Origin of the sequence: Microbispora sp. KK1-11, from assembly GCF_006874435.1 — a bacterium.
GTDB classification, from domain to species: Bacteria; Actinomycetota; Actinomycetes; order Streptosporangiales; family Streptosporangiaceae; genus Microbispora; species Microbispora catharanthi.
In genome coordinates this window covers 283,046-300,500 of the sequence record NZ_VIRJ01000003.1, presented here as the reverse complement: position 1 = coordinate 300,500, position 17,455 = coordinate 283,046, and the positions used below count along the sequence as shown (strand labels likewise).

General features: G+C 68.7%; 32 protein-coding genes. 24 read left to right on the top strand and 8 right to left on the bottom strand.

All coding sequences use genetic code 11. The features are described from left to right. Positions 1-48 precede the first annotated feature (48 nt). The 5 genes from FLW16_RS06915 to FLW16_RS06895 all read right to left on the bottom strand — a co-directional run bounded on the left by FLW16_RS06915 (position 49) and on the right by FLW16_RS06895 (position 3,099). Positions 49-831: a phage antirepressor KilAC domain-containing protein gene (locus tag FLW16_RS06915; protein WP_142558801.1), complete on the bottom strand. Its 783-nt coding sequence runs from the start codon at positions 829-831 to the stop codon at positions 49-51. 215 nt (positions 832-1,046) lie between these two features. After that, positions 1,047-1,442, bottom strand: a complete 396-nt coding sequence (locus FLW16_RS06910) for an NUDIX hydrolase (protein WP_142558799.1) — start codon at positions 1,440-1,442, stop codon at positions 1,047-1,049. After that, the gene (locus FLW16_RS06905) at positions 1,435-2,289 is read right to left on the bottom strand and encodes a helix-turn-helix transcriptional regulator (RefSeq protein ID WP_142558797.1); all 855 of its coding nucleotides are present in this window, start codon (positions 2,287-2,289) and stop codon (positions 1,435-1,437) included. The genes FLW16_RS06910 and FLW16_RS06905 overlap by 8 nt, the downstream gene beginning before the upstream one ends. Positions 2,290-2,347: 58 nt before the next feature. Beyond that, a complete protein-coding gene (locus FLW16_RS06900; protein WP_142558795.1) occupies positions 2,348-2,920 on the bottom strand; it encodes a DUF6879 family protein in 573 nt (190 codons plus the stop codon). Next, positions 2,917-3,099, bottom strand: coding sequence for a hypothetical protein (locus tag FLW16_RS06895; protein ID WP_142558793.1), 183 nt, complete (start codon positions 3,097-3,099; stop codon positions 2,917-2,919). The genes FLW16_RS06900 and FLW16_RS06895 overlap by 4 nt, the downstream gene beginning before the upstream one ends. A gap of 225 nt (positions 3,100-3,324) precedes the next feature. Here FLW16_RS06895 and FLW16_RS06890 point away from each other — a divergent pair, with 225 nt between their 5' ends. From FLW16_RS06890 to FLW16_RS06830, 19 genes are all read left to right on the top strand, one after another. Then, positions 3,325-3,564 carry a helix-turn-helix domain-containing protein gene (locus tag FLW16_RS06890; protein ID WP_142558791.1) on the top strand — a complete coding sequence of 80 codons (240 nt, stop codon included), beginning with the start codon at positions 3,325-3,327 and terminating at the stop codon, positions 3,562-3,564. A gap of 57 nt (positions 3,565-3,621) precedes the next feature. Beyond that, on the top strand, positions 3,622-3,834 hold the full coding sequence (locus tag FLW16_RS06885; protein ID WP_142558789.1) for a hypothetical protein: 213 nt from the start codon (positions 3,622-3,624) through the stop codon (positions 3,832-3,834). Beyond that, positions 3,831-3,968, top strand: coding sequence for a hypothetical protein (locus tag FLW16_RS43500; protein WP_185949290.1), 138 nt, complete (start codon positions 3,831-3,833; stop codon positions 3,966-3,968). Before FLW16_RS06885 ends, FLW16_RS43500 begins: the two co-directional genes overlap by 4 nt. Beyond that, the gene (locus tag FLW16_RS45000; protein WP_260614965.1) at positions 3,965-4,099 is read left to right on the top strand and encodes a hypothetical protein; all 135 of its coding nucleotides are present in this window, start codon (positions 3,965-3,967) and stop codon (positions 4,097-4,099) included. The genes FLW16_RS43500 and FLW16_RS45000 overlap by 4 nt, the downstream gene beginning before the upstream one ends. 156 nt (positions 4,100-4,255) lie before the next feature. After that, entirely contained in the window at positions 4,256-4,456 is a 201-nt protein-coding gene (locus FLW16_RS06880) for a hypothetical protein (protein ID WP_142558787.1), read from the top strand. After that, on the top strand, positions 4,453-5,694 hold the full coding sequence (locus FLW16_RS06875) for a hypothetical protein (protein ID WP_142558785.1): 1,242 nt from the start codon (positions 4,453-4,455) through the stop codon (positions 5,692-5,694). Before FLW16_RS06880 ends, FLW16_RS06875 begins: the two co-directional genes overlap by 4 nt. Next, positions 5,694-5,924, top strand: coding sequence for a hypothetical protein (locus FLW16_RS06870; RefSeq protein ID WP_142558783.1), 231 nt, complete (start codon positions 5,694-5,696; stop codon positions 5,922-5,924). The genes FLW16_RS06875 and FLW16_RS06870 overlap by 1 nt, the downstream gene beginning before the upstream one ends. Beyond that, positions 5,921-7,903, top strand: a complete 1,983-nt coding sequence (locus FLW16_RS06865) for an FtsK/SpoIIIE domain-containing protein (RefSeq protein WP_142558781.1) — start codon at positions 5,921-5,923, stop codon at positions 7,901-7,903. The genes FLW16_RS06870 and FLW16_RS06865 overlap by 4 nt, the downstream gene beginning before the upstream one ends. A gap of 163 nt (positions 7,904-8,066) precedes the next feature. Further along, positions 8,067-8,285, top strand: a complete 219-nt coding sequence (locus FLW16_RS06860) for a hypothetical protein (protein ID WP_142558779.1) — start codon at positions 8,067-8,069, stop codon at positions 8,283-8,285. A gap of 150 nt (positions 8,286-8,435) precedes the next feature. Then, positions 8,436-8,576 (top strand): hypothetical protein, encoded by a 141-nt coding sequence (locus tag FLW16_RS43495; protein ID WP_185949289.1) that lies wholly within the window; start codon positions 8,436-8,438, stop codon positions 8,574-8,576. Positions 8,577-8,609: 33 nt separating this feature from the next. Then, positions 8,610-8,780, top strand: a complete 171-nt coding sequence (locus tag FLW16_RS43490) for a hypothetical protein (RefSeq protein WP_185949288.1) — start codon at positions 8,610-8,612, stop codon at positions 8,778-8,780. A gap of 64 nt (positions 8,781-8,844) precedes the next feature. After that, a complete protein-coding gene (locus FLW16_RS43485) occupies positions 8,845-8,988 on the top strand; it encodes a hypothetical protein (protein ID WP_185949287.1) in 144 nt (47 codons plus the stop codon). Between the two features lie 106 nt (positions 8,989-9,094). After that, the gene (locus FLW16_RS06855; RefSeq protein WP_142558777.1) at positions 9,095-9,388 is read left to right on the top strand and encodes an HU family DNA-binding protein; all 294 of its coding nucleotides are present in this window, start codon (positions 9,095-9,097) and stop codon (positions 9,386-9,388) included. A gap of 66 nt (positions 9,389-9,454) precedes the next feature. After that, positions 9,455-9,604, top strand: coding sequence for a hypothetical protein (locus tag FLW16_RS43480; protein WP_185949286.1), 150 nt, complete (start codon positions 9,455-9,457; stop codon positions 9,602-9,604). Continuing rightward, the gene (locus FLW16_RS06850) at positions 9,604-9,981 is read left to right on the top strand and encodes an RNase adapter RapZ (RefSeq protein WP_142558775.1); all 378 of its coding nucleotides are present in this window, start codon (positions 9,604-9,606) and stop codon (positions 9,979-9,981) included. Before FLW16_RS43480 ends, FLW16_RS06850 begins: the two co-directional genes overlap by 1 nt. Before the next feature lie 480 nt (positions 9,982-10,461). Continuing rightward, the gene (locus FLW16_RS06845; protein ID WP_142558773.1) at positions 10,462-10,644 is read left to right on the top strand and encodes a hypothetical protein; all 183 of its coding nucleotides are present in this window, start codon (positions 10,462-10,464) and stop codon (positions 10,642-10,644) included. 76 nt (positions 10,645-10,720) lie between these two features. Continuing rightward, a complete protein-coding gene (locus FLW16_RS06840; protein WP_142558771.1) occupies positions 10,721-11,701 on the top strand; it encodes a tyrosine-type recombinase/integrase in 981 nt (326 codons plus the stop codon). 67 nt (positions 11,702-11,768) lie between these two features. Further along, positions 11,769-12,344: a recombinase family protein gene (locus FLW16_RS06835; protein ID WP_142558768.1), complete on the top strand. Its 576-nt coding sequence runs from the start codon at positions 11,769-11,771 to the stop codon at positions 12,342-12,344. A 10-nt stretch (positions 12,345-12,354) separates the two neighbouring features. Then, positions 12,355-13,023, top strand: coding sequence for a hypothetical protein (locus tag FLW16_RS06830; RefSeq protein ID WP_142558766.1), 669 nt, complete (start codon positions 12,355-12,357; stop codon positions 13,021-13,023). A 61-nt stretch (positions 13,024-13,084) separates the two neighbouring features. Here FLW16_RS06830 and FLW16_RS06825 read toward each other — a convergent pair whose 3' ends face one another. Further along, positions 13,085-13,366 carry a hypothetical protein gene (locus FLW16_RS06825; protein WP_142558765.1) on the bottom strand — a complete coding sequence of 94 codons (282 nt, stop codon included), beginning with the start codon at positions 13,364-13,366 and terminating at the stop codon, positions 13,085-13,087. An 85-nt stretch (positions 13,367-13,451) separates the two neighbouring features. Here FLW16_RS06825 and FLW16_RS43475 point away from each other — a divergent pair, with 85 nt between their 5' ends. After that, positions 13,452-13,616 carry a hypothetical protein gene (locus tag FLW16_RS43475; protein ID WP_185949285.1) on the top strand — a complete coding sequence of 55 codons (165 nt, stop codon included), beginning with the start codon at positions 13,452-13,454 and terminating at the stop codon, positions 13,614-13,616. Positions 13,617-13,637: 21 nt separating this feature from the next. On the opposite strand, the gene FLW16_RS06820 is transcribed toward FLW16_RS43475, so the two are convergent. After that, positions 13,638-13,949: a hypothetical protein gene (locus FLW16_RS06820; protein ID WP_142558763.1), complete on the bottom strand. Its 312-nt coding sequence runs from the start codon at positions 13,947-13,949 to the stop codon at positions 13,638-13,640. Positions 13,950-14,161: 212 nt separating this feature from the next. Then, positions 14,162-14,497 (bottom strand): hypothetical protein, encoded by a 336-nt coding sequence (locus FLW16_RS06815; protein ID WP_142558761.1) that lies wholly within the window; start codon positions 14,495-14,497, stop codon positions 14,162-14,164. 203 nt (positions 14,498-14,700) lie between these two features. Here FLW16_RS06815 and FLW16_RS06810 point away from each other — a divergent pair, with 203 nt between their 5' ends. The 4 genes from FLW16_RS06810 to FLW16_RS43470 are packed head-to-tail and all read left to right on the top strand — an operon-like array spanning position 14,701 to position 17,441. Continuing rightward, entirely contained in the window at positions 14,701-15,297 is a 597-nt protein-coding gene (locus tag FLW16_RS06810) for a sigma-70 family RNA polymerase sigma factor (RefSeq protein WP_142558759.1), read from the top strand. Positions 15,298-15,313: 16 nt separating this feature from the next. Continuing rightward, complete coding sequence (locus FLW16_RS06805; RefSeq protein ID WP_142558757.1) at positions 15,314-16,300, top strand: NAD(P)-dependent oxidoreductase; 987 nt, start codon at positions 15,314-15,316, stop codon at positions 16,298-16,300. Then, positions 16,297-17,271: a glycosyltransferase family 4 protein gene (locus tag FLW16_RS06800; RefSeq protein ID WP_142558755.1), complete on the top strand. Its 975-nt coding sequence runs from the start codon at positions 16,297-16,299 to the stop codon at positions 17,269-17,271. Before FLW16_RS06805 ends, FLW16_RS06800 begins: the two co-directional genes overlap by 4 nt. Then, on the top strand, positions 17,268-17,441 hold the full coding sequence (locus FLW16_RS43470; RefSeq protein ID WP_185949284.1) for a hypothetical protein: 174 nt from the start codon (positions 17,268-17,270) through the stop codon (positions 17,439-17,441). The genes FLW16_RS06800 and FLW16_RS43470 overlap by 4 nt, the downstream gene beginning before the upstream one ends. The last annotated feature ends 14 nt before the right edge of the window (positions 17,442-17,455 follow it).

Below are 17,455 nucleotides of genomic sequence, written 5' to 3'. Positions count from 1 at the left end.
AGAAGGGCCGCCCCCATCCCTGCGGGAGCGGCCCTTACGCGTTGCGATCTACGCCTCGGTGCGGCGTCCCCACATGTCCACCACCAGGTCAACGCCGCGCGGGGTGGCGTACGCGACCGAGAAGGAGACGCCGTTCGCCGTCTCGATCTTCACCTCGAAGTGCCCCGACGCCTGATAGGGCCGACGAGGCAGGTTACGCGCGCCGCCGCTGCGGGGCACCTCCCGGCGGAACAGGCCGACCTCGACGAGCCAGCTCGTGAGGGTCCTCACGTTGGTCTTGAGGATGTCCGCGAGGCTCGTCATGCCGATCAATCCGTCGGCGTCGCAGAACCGGTCCCACTTGGTGGCCTTCGGCTTGGCCACCTCCAGCTCCTTGGTGAGTGCCTGCTCGCGCTCCAGAGCGGCCACGTACCGCTTGGCCATCTCCAGCTCGGTCATCGGCTTGGACGTGGCCGCCTCGGCCTCGCGGGTACGGACCGCGAAGTACGCCTGCGCGGAGGCCACCCGAGGCTTGTCCGGGTCGCCATTCATCGCCACGAGATAGGCCGCGTAGCGGCTCAGGCGGTAGTCGACACGGGGAGCACCACCGGTACCTTTTTCCCGGACCCGGGAAAAAGCCTGGTCGGAGTAGGTAGCCGTATTCTCGGCGGAGCGGATAGCCCGCTCGATGACACCCTCGAACCGCTCCCACTTCTCATAGCCCATAACGGGTTGGAGTTCCCGGGCGAGCCAGTACTCGTTACCGCTCTCGTCCTCGCGCCTGATGGCGTCGAAGGGGGAGCCGCCACCCCCACCAGGGGGCGGAGGAACGAGGGTGGTAGTTTCGGACACGTCAATCCTCCCATGAAGGGTTGGCCGCACCCCGGGACGGTTCGCCTCCGTCGCCGGGGTTTTCGCATTGAACCGCGTCCCATGATGTCACGATTCCATGACGGAACGATCCATTTCCTTACCAAGCCCACGAATGCGCCTAGACGGACTCACCTGACAGGTGTAGAGGAATTACGGCCAGGCGGAGAATTTGGGACCCGAGTGTAAGAGCTGCCCTAAATCAGGGCCGCGTCCAGGTATGCCTGTACAGGCGCATAGAACGGGTAGGGAACGTGGACGCCGACGCGGGCCCGGTCGCACCACTCGACCTCCGCGAGCTCGTCCGCGTCGGCCACGTGCGCCTCTCCGGCGATGACCTCGCACGCGACGTAGAGCATGTGCCTGCCGGTGTTGGGGTGGATACGCTCGCCGAGATGCCTGATGGGGGCGACTGTGAGGCCGGTCTCCTCCCACGTTTCGCGCACGGCGGCCTGCTCCCCCGTCTCCCCGAGCTCGACCGCGCCGGCCGGGAACTGCCACGACAGGGACCCTTCGGCCAAGCGGCGGCGGACGAGTAGGAGTCGCCCATCGTCCACGATGACGGCGGCGGCGATAGCGGACTGGTCACTCATGGGCCTGATCCTGAGCGATCCGGTCGAGCAGGGCCCGCGCGTCGGCGCCGTACACAGCGTCCCTGGCGAGGTTGTCTGCGAGGGACTGATACACCGCCACGTCCTCGGGCCGGTCGATCGGCGGTACCATCCCGTGGACCATCTCGACCCGGACGAACGGGTCGGCGTCGGCCACGTCCTCGTAGATGACGAACGGGTGCCAGCCGATCGCCGACGGTGGGGCGTCGAGCGGGATGACACCGATCGTGACGTTCTCCAGCGTGCTCACCTGTGCGATCCGGTCGAGCTGCGGGCGAAGCACTTCCGGGCCACCCAGGCGCAACCTGAGCGCCGTCTCAGTGATGAGGAAGTCGAAGCGCCGGACTGGGTCGTAGAGGATCTCCTGCCGCTGCATGCGGGCCGCGACCGCCGCCGCGTAGTCCTGTCGGCCTGTGCGGTCCACGAGCGGGAAGACCCGACGGGCGTACTCGGCGGTCTGCAGCAGGCCCGGGATGAGGACCGGCTGGTAGTTCCGCAGACGGCGCGCCGTCGCCTCCAGCTCGCGCACCTCGTCCTGCAGGTGCCCCTTCTCACGCAGGGCTGCACGCCACGCCACCACCTCAGAGCGCGCCGCCTCAACGAGCTGCAGCAGGTGCTCCCTGGTCTCATGTGATGCGCCGACAGCATCGGCGAAGGCCCTCGCCTCGGGCATGGAAGGGACCTTCTCGCCCTTCTCCCACCGGGAGATCGTGGGCTGGGACACGCCCACCTGTGGTGCCACGTCACGCCCGCTAAGGCCGGCCGCATCGCGCAGCCGTCGCAGCTCACGCCCGAGGTAGATCCGTTGCGTGTGCGTCTCGCTGGTCATCTCACCTGTTCCTTCGGGTGATTGAGGCTGCGCGAGCGCCGACCGGCCAGGTGGGACATCACGCGCTCTGCGCCCTCCAATGCCGGGCGCTGCCTGCGGTGAACTCGTTGAGCGGCATCGACGCTGCCCATGCGATCTCACGAGCGCGACGGTAGGCGTCGATCCGGTCGGGGTCGGTCCGGTCGGGGTCGGTCACGAGTTCGTGACCGAGGGGGCGGCCCATGTCGTCGAACCGCATGGCGATGGCGTAGGCGTCGGGTGTCTCGGCGTCGAACAGCCAGAAGTCCCCGCGGATCTCGTTGAGCTCGGGGTGCTCCCGGCGCAGCGCGATCCGGATCTCCTCCCCGGCGGCGGCGGACTCGACCTTGCCGACGAGCTGGTACCGCAGGTAGTCGGTGAGCGGCAGGTCCACGATGTGGACACGCGACCAGTGCTTGCCCGCCGCAGTGGTGAGCGCGACGCGGCGCAGCCACGGCGAGGTGCGGACGGACCTATCCGGCCGCGGCTCACCGCGGAGGAACGCCTTGATGCGCTCGGTCTCGCTGTCGACGGTGTACCGCTGGAGCGTCTCCAGACGGAAGGCAGAGCGCTGGAACCGCTCGAAGCACGCGTCGAACTCTTCGGGGGTCACTGGCCCTCCTTCCTCAGGAACTCCTCCACGAGGGAGCGCGGGATGCGGACGGCGCTCTCGCCGTGCGGGAGTCCGCCCAGCTCAGCCGGATCGACGGTGTAGCCCTGGATGACGTAGTGGTCCGAGTCCTCGAACCACTTCGGGCAGTTGCCGTCGTCGCAGCCGGCGACCTGCTTCATGATCGCTCCTTCTGATTCAGCGATTCTAGGTCATTCAGTTCTAGTCCCATGGTCCCCCATGGCGGCCAGGTGTCAAGGTCGCCACAAAGACGCTGCTCGCGCGGAACAACACCGTCACTTCTCCGGGAACCCACTTGACGGGCGATACAGTTTGATTCACAGTTGATTCAGCTTGATACAGACGACGTACCGCCAAGGTGTCCGATTTGAAAGGAGGGGAGACGGGTGCCCCGGAACCGCGCCGAGCCTCGCCGTGAGCGGCTTCTCAATCCGAAGGACGTCGCCGACATGTTCGGCTACGAGCCCAAGACCGTGATCGGTTGGGCCAGGAAGGGCCGCTTGCCCTACATCCGGACCCCGGGCGGTCAGTACCGGTTCCGCCCCGCCGATGTCGACGACTTGCTCTCGGTGATCGGCGACGAGTCCGACGAACTGCCCGAGAACGCAACGAGGGCCTGCCGGTGAGCCACCACCAACAGACCCTCTGAACCGCCCGCCCTGCTCACACAGGAGAACGATCTGATGTCCCAGCCTATCGCCCACCACCGAGTCGAGTCGCTCGTCATCTCCGACGACGCCGGCCCCCGTTCCAACCTCGCGGAGTTCCTCAACTCGCTGACGGAAGCGGAGGAGCGTGCCGCTATCGAGTTCCTCCGCTCCCCCGAGGCCGTCCTGTTCCTGGCCTGCCGGGAGATCGAGCTGGACCAGGACGACGAGATGGGGGCGGCGTCGTGAAGCACACCTGCCCCCGCCCCGCCCACAACACCGCGGTCTTGTTCGGCGGCCCGGTCGTGTTCACCTGCCCCCTGGGTCACGACGTGTACGCGGCGGACGTGCCCAACGAGTTCCGCCCGGCGGTGACCCGATGAGAACCGCCACCCAGTGGCCCGCCGGCGCCGACACGCAGAAGACCGGCAAGCAGGTGCGCACCTGCAAGCGGAAGAAGTGCGGCGCCGTCTACACCGGCGACCACCACGAGTGCCGCGACCCCGAGAAGTGACGGTCCCCGGGCCTGGGTCCCGGATCCCAGGCCCGAGAACCACCCCCAGAAGACCACAGGACCAGTCCCACCGGAGGCGCAACGCCAGCCGGGGCCCGGGATGCGAACACCGGACGGACACATAACGCCCGACCACCCTTGATCAGGAGTGAACCGATGACCACCCCGATGACCGACACAGACCAGCGGCCGGACCTCGACGTCCGCCCCCTGGCCTACGCCCTGCACCACATGATCCCCGACCTGCACGCGGTGATCCTCCCAGGTGAGTGCTGGGAGTCCCTGCGAGCACGCCGTGACGCCGCGGCGGACATCTTCGATGACCTTCTGGCCGAGGCCGCCGAGGCGGTGTCGTGATGGACACCCTGCTCAACCTGCTGGCCGTCGTTCCCACCTTCGTGTGGTGGACCGGTGGCGCCGTCCTCGCCGCCGGCGTGGCTCTCGCGATCCTCCGCCCCGCCGTGCGCGCCCTGCGGACCGCGAACCCCGCCGACCTGCTGACCTACCTCGCCGCGGGCATCGCGACCGGCGTGTCCATGTCCGGCATGTGGCACTTCTTCGAGAAGGTGTTCCCCGCCGTCACCACGGAGTTTCGAGTCGCGCTGTTCGCGTTCATCGAGATCGCCGTCCTGGCGTCCGCTGTGCGGGCCCGCCGCAACATGCGAGACCACCACGCCGCCGGCATCGACGGCACCGCCGTCTGGGTCCTCACCTCGTTGTCTGCGGTCCTTTCCAGCCTGGAAGCCGAGTCGCCCGCCGAGTTCGTGTTCCGCCTCACCGCGCCGCTCGTCGCGGCGTGGCTGTGGGAACGCGGCATGTCGATCGAGCGGCGCCGCCTAACCGGCAGGAAGCGCATCAACTGGCGCCTCACCCCCGAGCGGATCCTCGTGCGGCTGGGCCTCGCGGAGTCGTCCGACCGGACCGCGAGCGATGTCGACGCGCACCGCCGCCTCACGAGGGTCGCGAAGGCCGCGAAGCGCGCCCGCATGCTGGAGCAGGCCGGCGCCCGCAAGGGCAAGCTGACCCGCGCCCTCGCCCGGTTGGACCGGGCCGTCGAGCGGGCCGTCGAGCACGCCGCCCTCGCCTCCGACGAGGCCCGGATGCGGCAGATGCTCGACCAGATCGGCGCCATCTTCTCCGCCGGCGACCTCCGCACCCTGCCCGCAGTGGCCCCCTGGGCGGCCCTTGACCACCCGCTCACCACAGCGGCGGGTACCGGTACCCGCCCGGGTACCCCCGACGCCGCCGACGACCCAACCGACGAGCCCGAGGTACCCGGGGTACCCGCGGAGCAGCCTGCGCCGACGCTGCCCAACGGACCCGTACCCGACCCGCTGTACCCGGTCGCCGCGAGCAGGTACGCCGACGAGCTTTCCGAGGGCAAGGTTCCCGGCGTCAAGCGCATCAAGGCCGACCTCCGCGTGGGCCAGCCCAAGGCGGACCGCATCCAGTCGTACCTCGAAGACCTCGTCCGGATCTGGCCGCCCGCGGTGCGCGACGACGCCCCAAAGGCGCCGTCCGCCACATTCCAGGAGCCCGTGAATGGCCACCACACCCCGCTCGCTGACGACCTCGACCTGACGGAGGTGTCGTGATGTCCTACCTGATCCCTGTGACCCTGCTGCTGCTCATCGTGTGCTCGCTGCACGAGGTTGAGGACGACGCCCGCACCCCGGGTGAGGTCCTCGCTGCCGCCCGGCAGATGGGCATCGCCCGCTCCACTGGGAAAGTCGCGCTGGCAGTCATCATCGTGATCCTGCTCATCGCCACGGCGTTCCCCTTGTCCCTTGCGACGCTGCTCACCAGCTTGGGAGGCATGCGATGACCAGGCCGTTCCACCTGATCCCCGGCGGCGCCGACGAAGAGCGGCCCCAGGTCGTACTCCTCCCCGAGGACGACGACGAGCCCACCGCGCAGGAACCGCCGCACCGCCTGCCGGCCAACCGCCCCCACCAGGACGTCGACCGGCCCACCCCGCCCAAGCCCAAGGGCCCCCGCGAGGTCCTCGCCGTCGTCACCCGCACCCGCGGCGACCTCGCCCTCCGCACCGACCGCGTCCGCAACTCCCGCGCCGTGCCGATCGCGAAAGCCGCCGCCCGCCACAGCACCCTGGGTTCGGCGAGGATCCTGGGCGCCTGGTGGCGGTGGCTCACCGCAGCCGACCACGCCCAAGCCCTGAGCATGGGGAAGGGCGAGTTCGTCGAGGCCATCCGCGAGCGCCGCCGCAAGGTCGCCCTCTGGTCGGCGGGTGCCCTCGGTGCGGGTGACCTGTGGGGATGGGCGCACGACTGGTGGGCGCCGTGGATGCCGCCCGCCGGGCTCGTGCTTGGCGTGCTCACCGTGGGCGGGATCGTCGAGTCCATCGCCGCGGCGAAGGCCACCGACGGTGACGACACGCGCCGCGCGATCGGCACCCACCCGAACAGCAAGGCCGTCCGCCGTCTCTTCGTCGCCGGGAAGCTCGCCAAGACGATCGACGAGGTGCGGGTCGTGGCACCGGGTGTGATGAGAGAGAACAACCCGCCTGCGTGGACGTGCGTGGTCGAGCTCCCCGACGGGACGACCTACGACGAGGCCCTGCCCAAGCGGCCCAAGCTGGCGGCATCAGCAGGGGTGGGGATCTCCCGCCTGTACATGGACCCAGTGGACGACCACGAGGGACGTGTCCGCTTGTGGTCCCCGGACCGCGACCCGCTGTCTGCGCCGAAGGTCGACTGCGACCTCAAGGGCCGCACCACCGCCGTTGACGTGTGGACTGAGCGGGTTCCGCTCGGCCTGAGCGTCCGCGGGGAGCAGATGGGGTTCTCCATGCCCGGCAGGTCGTGGCTGGTGGGGGGCGAGCCGGAGGCGGGTAAGTCCGTGGCCTGCAACATCCTGCTTTGCTTCGCCGCCTTGGACCCGCACGTCAAGCTGTGGCTGGTTGATGGAAAGGGTGTTGACCTGCTCGATTACGAGGACCTCGCCGATCGTGCAGTGCTCCGCCCCGACCCTCAGGCCGTGCTCGACCTGATCAACGAGGCGCGCGAGGAGATGGAACGCCGCGGCGCGGAACTCCAGAAACTGAGGGTGAAGAAGCTGACCAAAGCCCTCGCGCAGGATCTCGGCTGGTCAATGCTGGTCTTCCACATCGATGAACTGGCGTATTTCACCAAGTCAGAGCTCGGCAAGAAGATTGAGGACGCGGGTCGTGACCTAACCTCGCGAGGACGATTCGTCGGCATCTACTCCTCTGCTGCCACGCAGCGGCCCGGCTCGGATGTTGTCGACACCGGCTGGCGCGACCTGTTCTCGATCCGCCTCGCCATGCGCTGCACGACGCCGCAGGCGTCCGACATGATCCTCGGCCAGGGGTGGGCCAAGCGTGGATACAACGCCCAGCTCATCGATCCCTTGCAGCGCGGCTCAGGCCTGCTGTACGCCGAGGGGTCCCGCCCAATCACCGGACGCACCGGATACCTCGACGACGACGACGTGACCCGCCTGACCCGCGTTGCATACAAGCTGCGGGCGGAGGCCGGCACGCTGCCGCTGTCGGAGGACTCCCCGCAGCGGCGCCTACTGCGGGCGTGCCTGGAAGCGATGGGCGAGGCCGACCGCATGTGGACTCAGGACCTGCTGCCTCGCGTCCACAAGGTTCCCGAGTTCGCCGGCCTCGACGATGTGGAGCTCGCCCGGCGGCTTCGGGAGTGCCAGCCAGAGGTCACTCCGACCGCGTTGTGGCTGGCCGACAGCGACGGCACGAAGCGGTCCCGGAACGGCTACACCAGGGCCGATCTGGTGGCTGCTCTTGAGAGGCGCCGCTGACCCGTCGAGCCCCTCAAGAGTGCAGGTCAGCGGTGTCGAGAGACCCCTCAAGAACTCTGGACGGGGGCTCAAGTTCTCGACCTGAAACCCCAGATTCTCGACCCTCGCCCTCAAGTTCTCGACCCCCTCTCGACCCGGACAAATCGACCGAAATGGAGCACTGATGACAGTCCTCGTCATCATCATCGGCCTCGCCCTCTGGGGTGGTGCCTACCTGATCTCCTGCGCGCTCCACCCCTACATCGCCTGCGGCCGATGCAAGGGCAACAAGCAGCTCTACTCCACCTCGTTCGAGGGCGCGTACGGCGACTGCTGGCGCTGCAAGGGGACGGGCCGCAAGCGCCGCGCCGGCGCGAAGATCATCGGCCGCGGCGAGGACTAACCACCCGAAGGGAGCCCCGTGATGGGCCTGATCAACGATCCGGACATGTGCCCGGAGTGCGAGACCCGCAACTGCCAGCACCCCGACCACCACGAGCCGTCGTGGGTCGCCGCGGCCACCAGCAACCGCTAACCCGAGAAGGAGACCGTCATGCCGAAGATCAACGTCAGCGTCACCCTGTTCACCTGCAAACACTGCAAGGTCGGCCACAACAACCACCTCAAGCACGTCTGCGTCGTCCCCTGGACCGAGATCAGCCCGGCCGCGTCGCTGCGCAAGAAGAAGCGCTAACCACCCCGCCACCAACCACGGAGGAGACCCCTGATGCCCAGGAACAGCGTGCGTGTGTCGCCGGACCTCGGTGACTACGCGACCGGCAAGAAGGACCTCACGCAGGTGCGGTGCGCCCTGTGCACGAAGGCGCCGTGCGAGTGCCCCGAGTTCGGCAGCGAGGCGTACTTCAAGCTGCTCGACCGGCGTCACGGGAGGCGGTGAGCGGTCGTTGCGGTTGCGCTGCCACCCCCGACCCCAACCGATCACGAGAGACAAGGACAAGGACATGGCCAAGACGTACCAGGTGCAGATGTACCAGCCCAGTTGCTCCGGCTGGGTGACCGTGCAGACGACCACTTCCAAGAAGGAGGCGGAGGCCGCGGCCGCCCAGGGCAACGCCACATCCGTGTTCAAGTACCGGGTTAGGTGACCCGCGAAAGCGGATGTGCCTGACCGTTGCGGGTTCCCGCCCGCCCGTTCGGGCGGGGACTGCCGGAGCAGGTCAGCTCCACCCCAACTCCGACAAGGGAGAACACATGAACAAGCCCGAGCTCGCCGCCGCCATCGCCGAGGCCCACAACCTGTCCAAGACGACCGCGCTGGACATCGTCAACACCACGCTCGGCGCGATCGTCGCAGCGACCGCCGCCGGGGACACCGTGACCCTGCACGGCTTCGGCACCTTCGAGCGGGTCCACAAGCCCGCCCGCACGGCCCGCAACCCGCAGACCGGCGACCCGGTCGAGGTGGCGGCGAAGGACGTCCCCGTGTTCAAGCCGGCGGGCGCGTTCAAGACCGCCGTCAACGGCCGGGTGCCCGCCGACGCCTGACCATCCCCCGTGCGGGCGGCCACCGCGGGCCGCCCGCCCAACCCCCACCGAGAGAGGATCCCCACGATGGGCCTGTTCGACGACGACCCCGCCTACCAGAAGCTCAAGGCCCTGCGCGACTCCGGCTACGACGGGCCGGTGGACCAGGACGGCAACAAGGTCACCGAGGGTCAGGGCGCCGAGATCCTGGCCGACATGCGGAGACGGGCAAGCTAATGGGCCAGGTCCACGTCACCAGCTTCGGGTACGGGCACGGCCCCGCCCCCGAGGCGGACCTCACCGTTGACGCCCGCCGCCACCTCCGCAACCCCCACGCGGACCCCGCCATGCGCGAACTGACCGGCCTGGACGAGGCAGTGCGCCAGCACGTCCTCACCACCCCAGGAGCCGCCCGCCTGATCCACAACACAGCCGTCCTCGCGGCCGACCTCCACGCGCAGACCCGCGCGCCGGTCACCGTAGCGGTCGGCTGCGTCGGCGGCCGTCACAGGTCCGTCGCCATCTCCGAAGAGATCGCGGCCACGCTCCGCAGCGACGGCGTCAAGGCGACCGTCACCCACCGGGACGTCCACCGCCCCGTCATCCAGAAGTAACCCCACCACACGAAGGAGCACCGTCATGGCTACCAGGAAGACGACATCTCCGGTTACCCACGGCGTGAGGTGCGAATGCGGGCGGGACCATTCCGTGACCGTGCCCGCCGGTACGGAAGCCGGTTCGTACCTCATGGGCATCAAGTGTCGGTGCGGCCGGCAGATCAACTTCAACATCACCGTCACCTGACGCAGTCCACAGTCCTGCCCCCTGAAGTCCCCCCGCCCCTGCGTCCCGTCCGCCACGGTGGGCGGGACAACCAACGAAAGGGAACCAAGATGAAGCGCGAAACACGAGTCTGCGGCCAGTGCAACGGGACCGGCCAGGCATCGGTCCTCACTCGAAACGAAGGCAGCCGCGAGCAGCGTCCATGCGGTCCATGCAACGGCACCGGACAGATAGCGGTCGTGATCGCCCGCTGACCCCCCGCGTCCCGCTCGCCTCGGGTGGGCGGGACGCCTCTCTGAGAGGAACACCCCGTGATCACTGACGCTCACCATGAGCAGGCCGCGACCGAGCTCGCGAAGTTCACCCCCGCCCAGCAGGCGGGCCTACTCCGTGGGATCGTCGCCGCGTTCTACGCCTACGAGAACGACCCCCGCCTGCTCGACTTCGCCTACGAGACGACGGCCCTGATCGATCTCGGCAAGCTCGGCGCGTGAAGTCAGTTCACCATTCCGTGCCCCGCGTCGGGCTGGGCTATGAGAATGCCGATTCCCGCGACCAAGAAGGAGCACCGTGACCCACGCACTCGAGCGCGCGGCCGCCGGAGACCTCGAGCTGCCCTCCCCGCTACCGGACCGGATCCAGCGGCTGACGATGGAGTGGCTGCTGTCGTTCCGCTCAGCGGCGACCCGCCGGGCGTACCGCGTTCACCTCTCTCAGTGGCTGGCGTTCGCGGCCGCCGCAGGGATCGATCCGCTGGCCGCGACTCGAGGGGATGGCAACCTGTGGGCGCGGTGGCTCGAGGTGCCGCCCCGCAACAGCAAGCCCACGACGGTGGCGGCGAAGCTGGCCGCCGTCTCCAACTGGTACGGCTACCTGGCCAGTAACGGCGCGATCACGGCCTCGAGCTTTGCCGCGACCGACCGCCCTCGCCGCGGCGGTGCTTACCTCGAGGCGGCCTGCTTGAGCGCGGATGAGGCTCGAGCAATGGTTGCCTGGGCGGACGCCGACTATGGGCAGGCAGCCCTGCGGACATCCGCTGTGATCCGGCTCGCGTTGACTGTCGGCCCTCGAGTGTCGGACGTGCCCGATCTCGATGTGTCCTCGCTCGAGACGGAGCGAGGGTTCCGCGTTGTGCGGCTCGCAGCGCAGAACCGGCGAGGGCGGGCGCGCAGGCTGCCCGCCGCCACAGCCGCCGCGGTTGACCGCTATCTCGAGGATCGGGCCCGGGATGCCGGCGTGCCGGTTGCAGAGCTCGAGGGTCCGCTGTTCGCCACGGCGACGGGGCGCCGGGTGGATCGCCGCTATCTCTTCGGCCTGGTGCAGCGGATCGCCCGGGAGGCTGGTCTCGAGCAGCCTGAGCGTGTGACGCCGCAGTCGCTACGGCAGACCACTGCTGCTCTGGCCGAGGAGAGCGTCGCGCCGATCGCTCAACTGCGGGACGCGATCGGGTCGGGGACGCCGGCGACGTCTGACCGCTACATGCGCCGTACGGAAACGATCGAATCTGAGACGGCACAGTCGCGAGGGCGAATCCCCAGGAGCGACCTGTAACGAAACCCGTGGACGAAAACTACGTAACGCCAGCAACGTTTCCGATACACAATCACCGGGTGGACACATGGCACTGATCGGGTACGGCCGCGTCTCTCGACGGGATCAACACCCGGAGGCCCAACGGGACGCACTCGCTGCCGCCGGATGCGAGCAGATCTTCATCGACAAGATGTCGGGCAAGCTCGAGCGCCGGCCCGAGTTGGACACCGCGCTTCTCGTGCTTCGCCCCGGCGACACGTTCGTCATCACGAAGCTGGACCGGTTGGCCCGGTCCGCGAAGCAACTCCACGAAATCGTGCTCGAGGTCCTCAAGGCTCGAGACGTTCACTTCCGCGTGATCGGCCAGGGCATCGACACCTCTACCCCCGCAGGCCGGCTGTTCTTCCGGATCATCGCCGCCTACGCGGAGTTTGAGCACGACATGATCGTGGAGCGCACGCTCGACGGGCTCGAGGCCGCTCGAGCTCGAGGACGCGTCGGCGGCCGGCGAACCAAGATGACCCCGACCCGTACCGCCCAGGCCCGGATGATGTACGAAGCTCGAGGCGACGACGGCAAGCGGATGCACACCGTCCAGGAGATCGCCGACACCTTCGGCGTGAGCCGACCCGCCATCTACCGAGCGCTTCAGCGCCCCTGACGGAGCCCTCATGTCAGTCCACGAATCCCTCGCCCGTGACGCCCTCAAGCGCATCATCCGCGACGTTGACGCAACCGCCACCCTGGCGAAGGTGCAGGACTGGATCTCGACCGCAGACGATCCCCGCGACCTCGAGCAGTGGTACATCGACGCGATCGGCCAAGTCCACATGTCCCCGCCGCAGCAGTGGCCGATGGAGCAGGTCGCCGCCCTCGCTCGAGTGCATGCGGGTTTGGTGGCCGGCGTCTTCGCCGTGATTCGCGTCGGCGGGCCCAGCCTCGAGGGTGGGCCTGGCCGTGATGCGGACCGCGAGCGCAACGCCTCGAGGCTGTCTGAGCTGTACGGGCCGTTCCGGGCGGACGTCGACCTCGAGCAGAACCAGGCCGACGAAGACGGGACGCTCTCCTGGCATGAGCCGATACGTGTGGAGCGGGCCTCTGGCGTCTCGTTCCTGGCTCCGTGCTCTCGAGCTGGAATGAAGCCGGTCATGCTCCCGGTGACCGTTGACCCATGGTCGGTCCCGCTCGAGATCGGATCGAGTCCGCCGTCCCGGACCTTGCTTCATCTCGTGGAGGATGGCGCTGTGGCGCGCTGGCCGTACGGCGCCGACTGGCTCACGCTGTTCGTGAACCTCGAGCCGTACTGGACGAAGGACATACTCGAGCCGCCGGCCGTCTGATCCCGGGCATGGCGAAAGCGCCCCCACCCTGCACGACGCAGGATGGGGGCGCTTCGCGTTGTCAGGACTTCGCGGCCTGCTTGAGCTGCATGCGCGCCTTGAACCGCTCCGCCTGCGGGATGCCCTCCCACGCCTGCTGGTCGTACAGGACGGCGATGGCGCGGTCCTGCTCCGCCCACGCCTGCTCGCGGGCCTGGCGTAGCTCGTCGGGGATGCTCGCCTCGCCGGCGGCGATGGCGGTAGGCCTTGGCATCAGTGCGTTGATTTCGGCGACGCGGGCCTCGGCGGTGAGGAAGTCGCGTTGGGCTGCGATGAGTTCGGGCTTGAAGTCGTAGTCGGCCATGCGGTCCCCCGGGGTGTTGGTGGTTCGGGGGTGATCCTACGGAGCGGGTGGCGTGGCCCCACGCGGGGGCGTCACCATGGGCGGCATGAGGGAGACCGCTGACGACCGCCTCGCCGATCTGCTCGTCCGCCGGGTGCGGGAGCAGCGCCGGCGCCGGGACTGGGGACATGAGGAAAGCGCCGCCTCACCGCCTCGCGCGACGGGAGACGGCGCTTCCGGTGGGACCGAGCAGGACCCGCGCCGAGCATAAGCGGCAGCACCGACAAACGCCCTACGCACCGTCCCCGCGGGAGAGTCTTCGCCGCTGCCGCTCCTGCGGCAACGCCCGCAGGATGATCAGCAGACGCCAGCCAAGGACCCACGGCACCAGGCCGAACGCCGCAAGACGAGCCCCCGCGAACCACGGCGTGTCCCCAGCGAGTAGGCGCACCGCCCACAACGAAGCCACGAGCCCGATCGACGCCATGAACGAGAACAGGTGCCGGCCGGTCGAGTCCCGCCACCAGCGGAACCCAAACCCATAAACGAGCGTGCAGGCGTCCGCGAGGACAGCCGTGCAAACGATCAGGACGCTACCCAGCATCTGAGTCACCATCGCCGCCCCCCAACGCCTTGGTGACGAGTTCGGCGAACCCGTTCCGTTCCCGATGCCGCCGAAGCGACGCCGCGACCTGCGCCACCTCCGGCCAGCGCTCCCGCACCGCGGCCAGGCGTTCCTCACTGGCCTCACGGGCTCTGCGTGCCTCGTCCAGCGCGGGCGCATCCTCCGGCCGCGGCTTGCATTTGCCCGGCCGTCTACGCCTCCACATGGCGCGGACCTTCATCAGGCTGACCTGCGGCAAAAGCCAGGGAGCGGATGAAGGCGTCGGTAGTACGGCCGAACTCCATAAGTTCGGCGAACTGGTTGTCCTGCTCATGTCTTGCGGCCTCCGCGGCGAGCCATGCCGCCTTGTACTCGCGCGCTTCCTCGGTCTTCTCCGTGATGCGTTTTTCGAGGATGGCGACGAGTTCAGCGTGGTTGCGTCGCGGGATCAGCATGCCTTTGAAGACCATGCCGACCCCGCCGAAGATGAGGGCGAGGGCGATGGACACGAGGGAGCCCTGCACCCACGGGATGGCGGCCAGGTCCACTGGTCACATCCCGTGGCGAGCCGAGAGCAGGTGGGCCGACGTGTCCGCCGGGTGGTGCCGCTTCGGCGTGTCCATGAAACTCCTGTCGCATACCTACAGAAAAGGTCCGGTTCAAATGGTCTTTCTTGTATGTAATCGACATACTTGGAGGTAATCGCCACCTAGCCCCGGGGGAAGGGCTACATGCACCAGAAGACACACCCATGAGCGGGCCCTGCCCCTGCCACGCCACGATGGACTCCGCCATCACCGGGCACACCCCACTCGTCCACTCCCTCGCCCGCCGTCTCGTGCAACCCGGCTCCGCTGACTGGGACGACGTCATCTCCGACGGGATGCTCGCCCTCTGGCAGGCACTCCAGTCCTACGACCCTGACCGGTGGGCATTGGACCGGTACCTCGCGGTGCGGATCCGGCACCGCCTGATCGATGGGCTGAGGCAGCGCACCGGCCGCGGGGAACGCCCCACCGTCATCTCCCTGTCCGAAACCCTGGGCGGCTGCCAGGCCAACCTCAGCAGCATCGACAACAGGTCCGGCGATTGGCACCCGAATGAGCAGCGCGACCCCCGGGACCCGGCGTCGCCCATCGACGCCGCCCACTCCCAAATCCACGCTGAGGCACTGATCCGGCAACTCGCCCAGGTGGACCCCCGGCTGCCGGACATCGCCCGCAAGCTCCTCGACGGCTACACCCGCACGGAGATCGCCGCCGACTTCGGGCTGTCCCGCACCCGCGTGTGGCAACTCCTCACCCTGGCCGCCGAACACCTCAACCAGCCCGAGCGCCTCACCGCGTAGAAACGAGGAACCCACTGTGCGTGTTGGACTGACCGGCGGCGCCGGTTTCATCGGCGGCCACATCATCGAGGCCCTGGTCGCCCGAGGGCATCAGGTGACCGTGTTCGACCACCAGGGCCGCATCGACCCGCAGATCATGTTCGGCCTCGACTCGTACGACCGGGACGCCATCACGGTGATGCTCGGCGACGTCCGAGACTCCACCGCCGTCACGGAGTTGGCGGCGCATGTGGATGGCATCATCCACCTCGCCGCGGTGCTGGGGACGCAGGAGACGATCGGCAACCCCCGACCGTCAGCGGAGACGAACATCCTCGGGTCGCTGAACGTCTTCGAGGCCGCGGCGCAGTACGGGCTCCCGGTCGTGTACGCCGGCGTGGGGAACCACTGGATGCGTGACCACGGCGCCGGGTCGTACACCATCAGCAAGACGGCGGCGGAGGATTGGGCCCGGATGTTCAACGCCTACCGCGGTGGGCGCATCAGCATCGTGCGGCCGGTCAATGCCTACGGGCCCCGGCAGTCAGTGGCCGCCCCGTACGGCTCCTCGAAGGTGAGGAAGATCCTCCCGGCGATGGCGTGCCGCGCCCTGACCGGGACGCCGATCGAGGTGTACGGCGACGGCACCCAGATCAGCGACTGCGTGTACGTCACCGACGTCGCCAAGGCCTTCGTGACCGCGTTGGAGCAGACCAGGGCGTCCATCAAGGCACCCGCGAAGCCCATCGAGGTGGGCCCCGCGGACAGTGTGACGGTGAACGACATCGCCCGCCTGGTCGCCGTGCAGGCGGCGCGCCTGACCGGCCGCGACCCTGTGGAGATCAAGCATCTGCCGATGCGGCCCGGTGAGGTGCCCAACGCTGTGGTGTCCGCGAACGTCACCACGCTCGCGCAGATCGGCCTGGACGCCGACCAGTTCGTTCCCCTGCATGAGGGTGTCGCGTTGACGGTGGAGTGGTACGCCCGCAACTGGCTCCCCGCCTACGCCAAGGCGGTCGCGTGAGGCTCTTCGGCTGGCAGGCCGACCGCGCTGGGTGCGCGTGGTGGCGGATCGTGGAGCCGTTCAAGGAGCTCGCCACTCGCGGCCACGCGGTGGGGCATGACGTGCGGTACACGGCCGAGTGGGACGACGCCGACACCGTCCTCGCGCAGCGGACGTGCATGCCCGGCCCCACCGGCAGCTGGCAGGAGTGGGCACGCCAGGGGCGGCACATTGTGTACGACCTGGACGACGACCTGTTCAGCGTGGAGCTGGGCGCGCCGAACGGGCGGTTCTTCAATCAGCCTGAGGTGCAGCAGCGCATCCGCGACAACATCGCCGCGGCCTGCCGTGTCACCGTCTGCTCGGAGCGGTTGGCGGAGGTCCTGGCCCCGCTGCATGACGACGTGCGGGTGGTGCCCAACGGTGTCCCCGCCTACCTGCTCGACCGCCCGATGCCCGCCCGTGAGGGGCGGCTGACGGTGGGGTGGGCTGGCACGCCGTCCACCCTCGCCGAGCTGTCCCTTGCTGTGCGTCCGCTGCGCCGGCTGCTGGATCGCCGTGCCGATGTCGAGGTGCACACGCTGGGCCTGCCGGCCGAGGCGATCCGCGAGGCGCGGTTGCAGCACTCGCGGGTGCGGTGCACGCCGCCCATCCACGACCCTGACGCGTACCTCGCGGCGGTCGACTTCGACGTGTGGGTGGCGCCGTACAGGAGCACGGCGTTCAACAGGGCGAAGGCCCCGACGAAGGCCCTTGAGGCGGCGGCGCTGGGGATCCCCATCATCGCCTCCGACATCGAGCCGTACCGGCGTTTCGTCCGCCACGGCGAGACGGGGTTCCTCGTGAGACAGGACCACGAGTGGGACGCCTACCTCCGCGAGTTGTGCGACGACGACCTGCGCCAGCGGATGGGGAAGGCGGCCCGCGAACTGGCGCGGGAGCACACGACCGAGGCCATAGCCCCGCTGTGGGAGGAGGCGTTGACGCCATGACAGAGCAGGAAGCGGCGCTGCTGGCCGCGTTCCGCGAGGCAACCGGCTGGTCGGATGACCTGGTGCTGCACTACGCCACCTGCGATTGGTGCCGCCCGATCTGCGGCGCCGAGGAGATCGACTGTGACGACGCGACTCGCATTCTTAAGGCTGAAGGGAACTGGCCGTGATCGACAACCACCCG

What these genes read in the sequence shown, in the direction of transcription:
- FLW16_RS06855 (WP_142558777.1), top strand. Translation starts at nt 9,095, where the DNA reads ATGAACAAGCCCGAGCTCGCCGCCGCCATCGCCGAGGCCCACAACCTG.
- FLW16_RS06860 (WP_142558779.1), top strand. Translation starts at nt 8,067, where the DNA reads ATGACAGTCCTCGTCATCATCATCGGCCTCGCCCTCTGGGGTGGTGCC.
- FLW16_RS06910 (WP_142558799.1), bottom strand. Translation starts at nt 1,442, where the DNA reads ATGAGTGACCAGTCCGCTATCGCCGCCGCCGTCATCGTGGACGATGGG.
- FLW16_RS43495 (WP_185949289.1), top strand. Translation starts at nt 8,436, where the DNA reads ATGCCGAAGATCAACGTCAGCGTCACCCTGTTCACCTGCAAACACTGC.
- FLW16_RS06835 (WP_142558768.1), top strand. Translation starts at nt 11,769, where the DNA reads ATGGCACTGATCGGGTACGGCCGCGTCTCTCGACGGGATCAACACCCG.
- FLW16_RS06820 (WP_142558763.1), bottom strand. Translation starts at nt 13,949, where the DNA reads ATGCTGGGTAGCGTCCTGATCGTTTGCACGGCTGTCCTCGCGGACGCC.
- FLW16_RS43480 (WP_185949286.1), top strand. Translation starts at nt 9,455, where the DNA reads ATGGGCCTGTTCGACGACGACCCCGCCTACCAGAAGCTCAAGGCCCTG.
- FLW16_RS45000 (WP_260614965.1), top strand. Translation starts at nt 3,965, where the DNA reads ATGAGAACCGCCACCCAGTGGCCCGCCGGCGCCGACACGCAGAAGACC.
- FLW16_RS43470 (WP_185949284.1), top strand. Translation starts at nt 17,268, where the DNA reads ATGACAGAGCAGGAAGCGGCGCTGCTGGCCGCGTTCCGCGAGGCAACC.
- FLW16_RS06895 (WP_142558793.1), bottom strand. Translation starts at nt 3,099, where the DNA reads ATGAAGCAGGTCGCCGGCTGCGACGACGGCAACTGCCCGAAGTGGTTC.
- FLW16_RS06830 (WP_142558766.1), top strand. Translation starts at nt 12,355, where the DNA reads ATGTCAGTCCACGAATCCCTCGCCCGTGACGCCCTCAAGCGCATCATC.
- FLW16_RS06825 (WP_142558765.1), bottom strand. Translation starts at nt 13,366, where the DNA reads ATGGCCGACTACGACTTCAAGCCCGAACTCATCGCAGCCCAACGCGAC.
- FLW16_RS06850 (WP_142558775.1), top strand. Translation starts at nt 9,604, where the DNA reads ATGGGCCAGGTCCACGTCACCAGCTTCGGGTACGGGCACGGCCCCGCC.
- FLW16_RS06885 (WP_142558789.1), top strand. Translation starts at nt 3,622, where the DNA reads ATGTCCCAGCCTATCGCCCACCACCGAGTCGAGTCGCTCGTCATCTCC.
- FLW16_RS06880 (WP_142558787.1), top strand. Translation starts at nt 4,256, where the DNA reads ATGACCACCCCGATGACCGACACAGACCAGCGGCCGGACCTCGACGTC.
- FLW16_RS06865 (WP_142558781.1), top strand. Translation starts at nt 5,921, where the DNA reads ATGACCAGGCCGTTCCACCTGATCCCCGGCGGCGCCGACGAAGAGCGG.
- FLW16_RS43490 (WP_185949288.1), top strand. Translation starts at nt 8,610, where the DNA reads ATGCCCAGGAACAGCGTGCGTGTGTCGCCGGACCTCGGTGACTACGCG.
- FLW16_RS06905 (WP_142558797.1), bottom strand. Translation starts at nt 2,289, where the DNA reads ATGACCAGCGAGACGCACACGCAACGGATCTACCTCGGGCGTGAGCTG.
- FLW16_RS43485 (WP_185949287.1), top strand. Translation starts at nt 8,845, where the DNA reads ATGGCCAAGACGTACCAGGTGCAGATGTACCAGCCCAGTTGCTCCGGC.
- FLW16_RS06870 (WP_142558783.1), top strand. Translation starts at nt 5,694, where the DNA reads ATGTCCTACCTGATCCCTGTGACCCTGCTGCTGCTCATCGTGTGCTCG.
- FLW16_RS06810 (WP_142558759.1), top strand. Translation starts at nt 14,701, where the DNA reads ATGAGCGGGCCCTGCCCCTGCCACGCCACGATGGACTCCGCCATCACC.
- FLW16_RS43475 (WP_185949285.1), top strand. Translation starts at nt 13,452, where the DNA reads ATGAGGGAGACCGCTGACGACCGCCTCGCCGATCTGCTCGTCCGCCGG.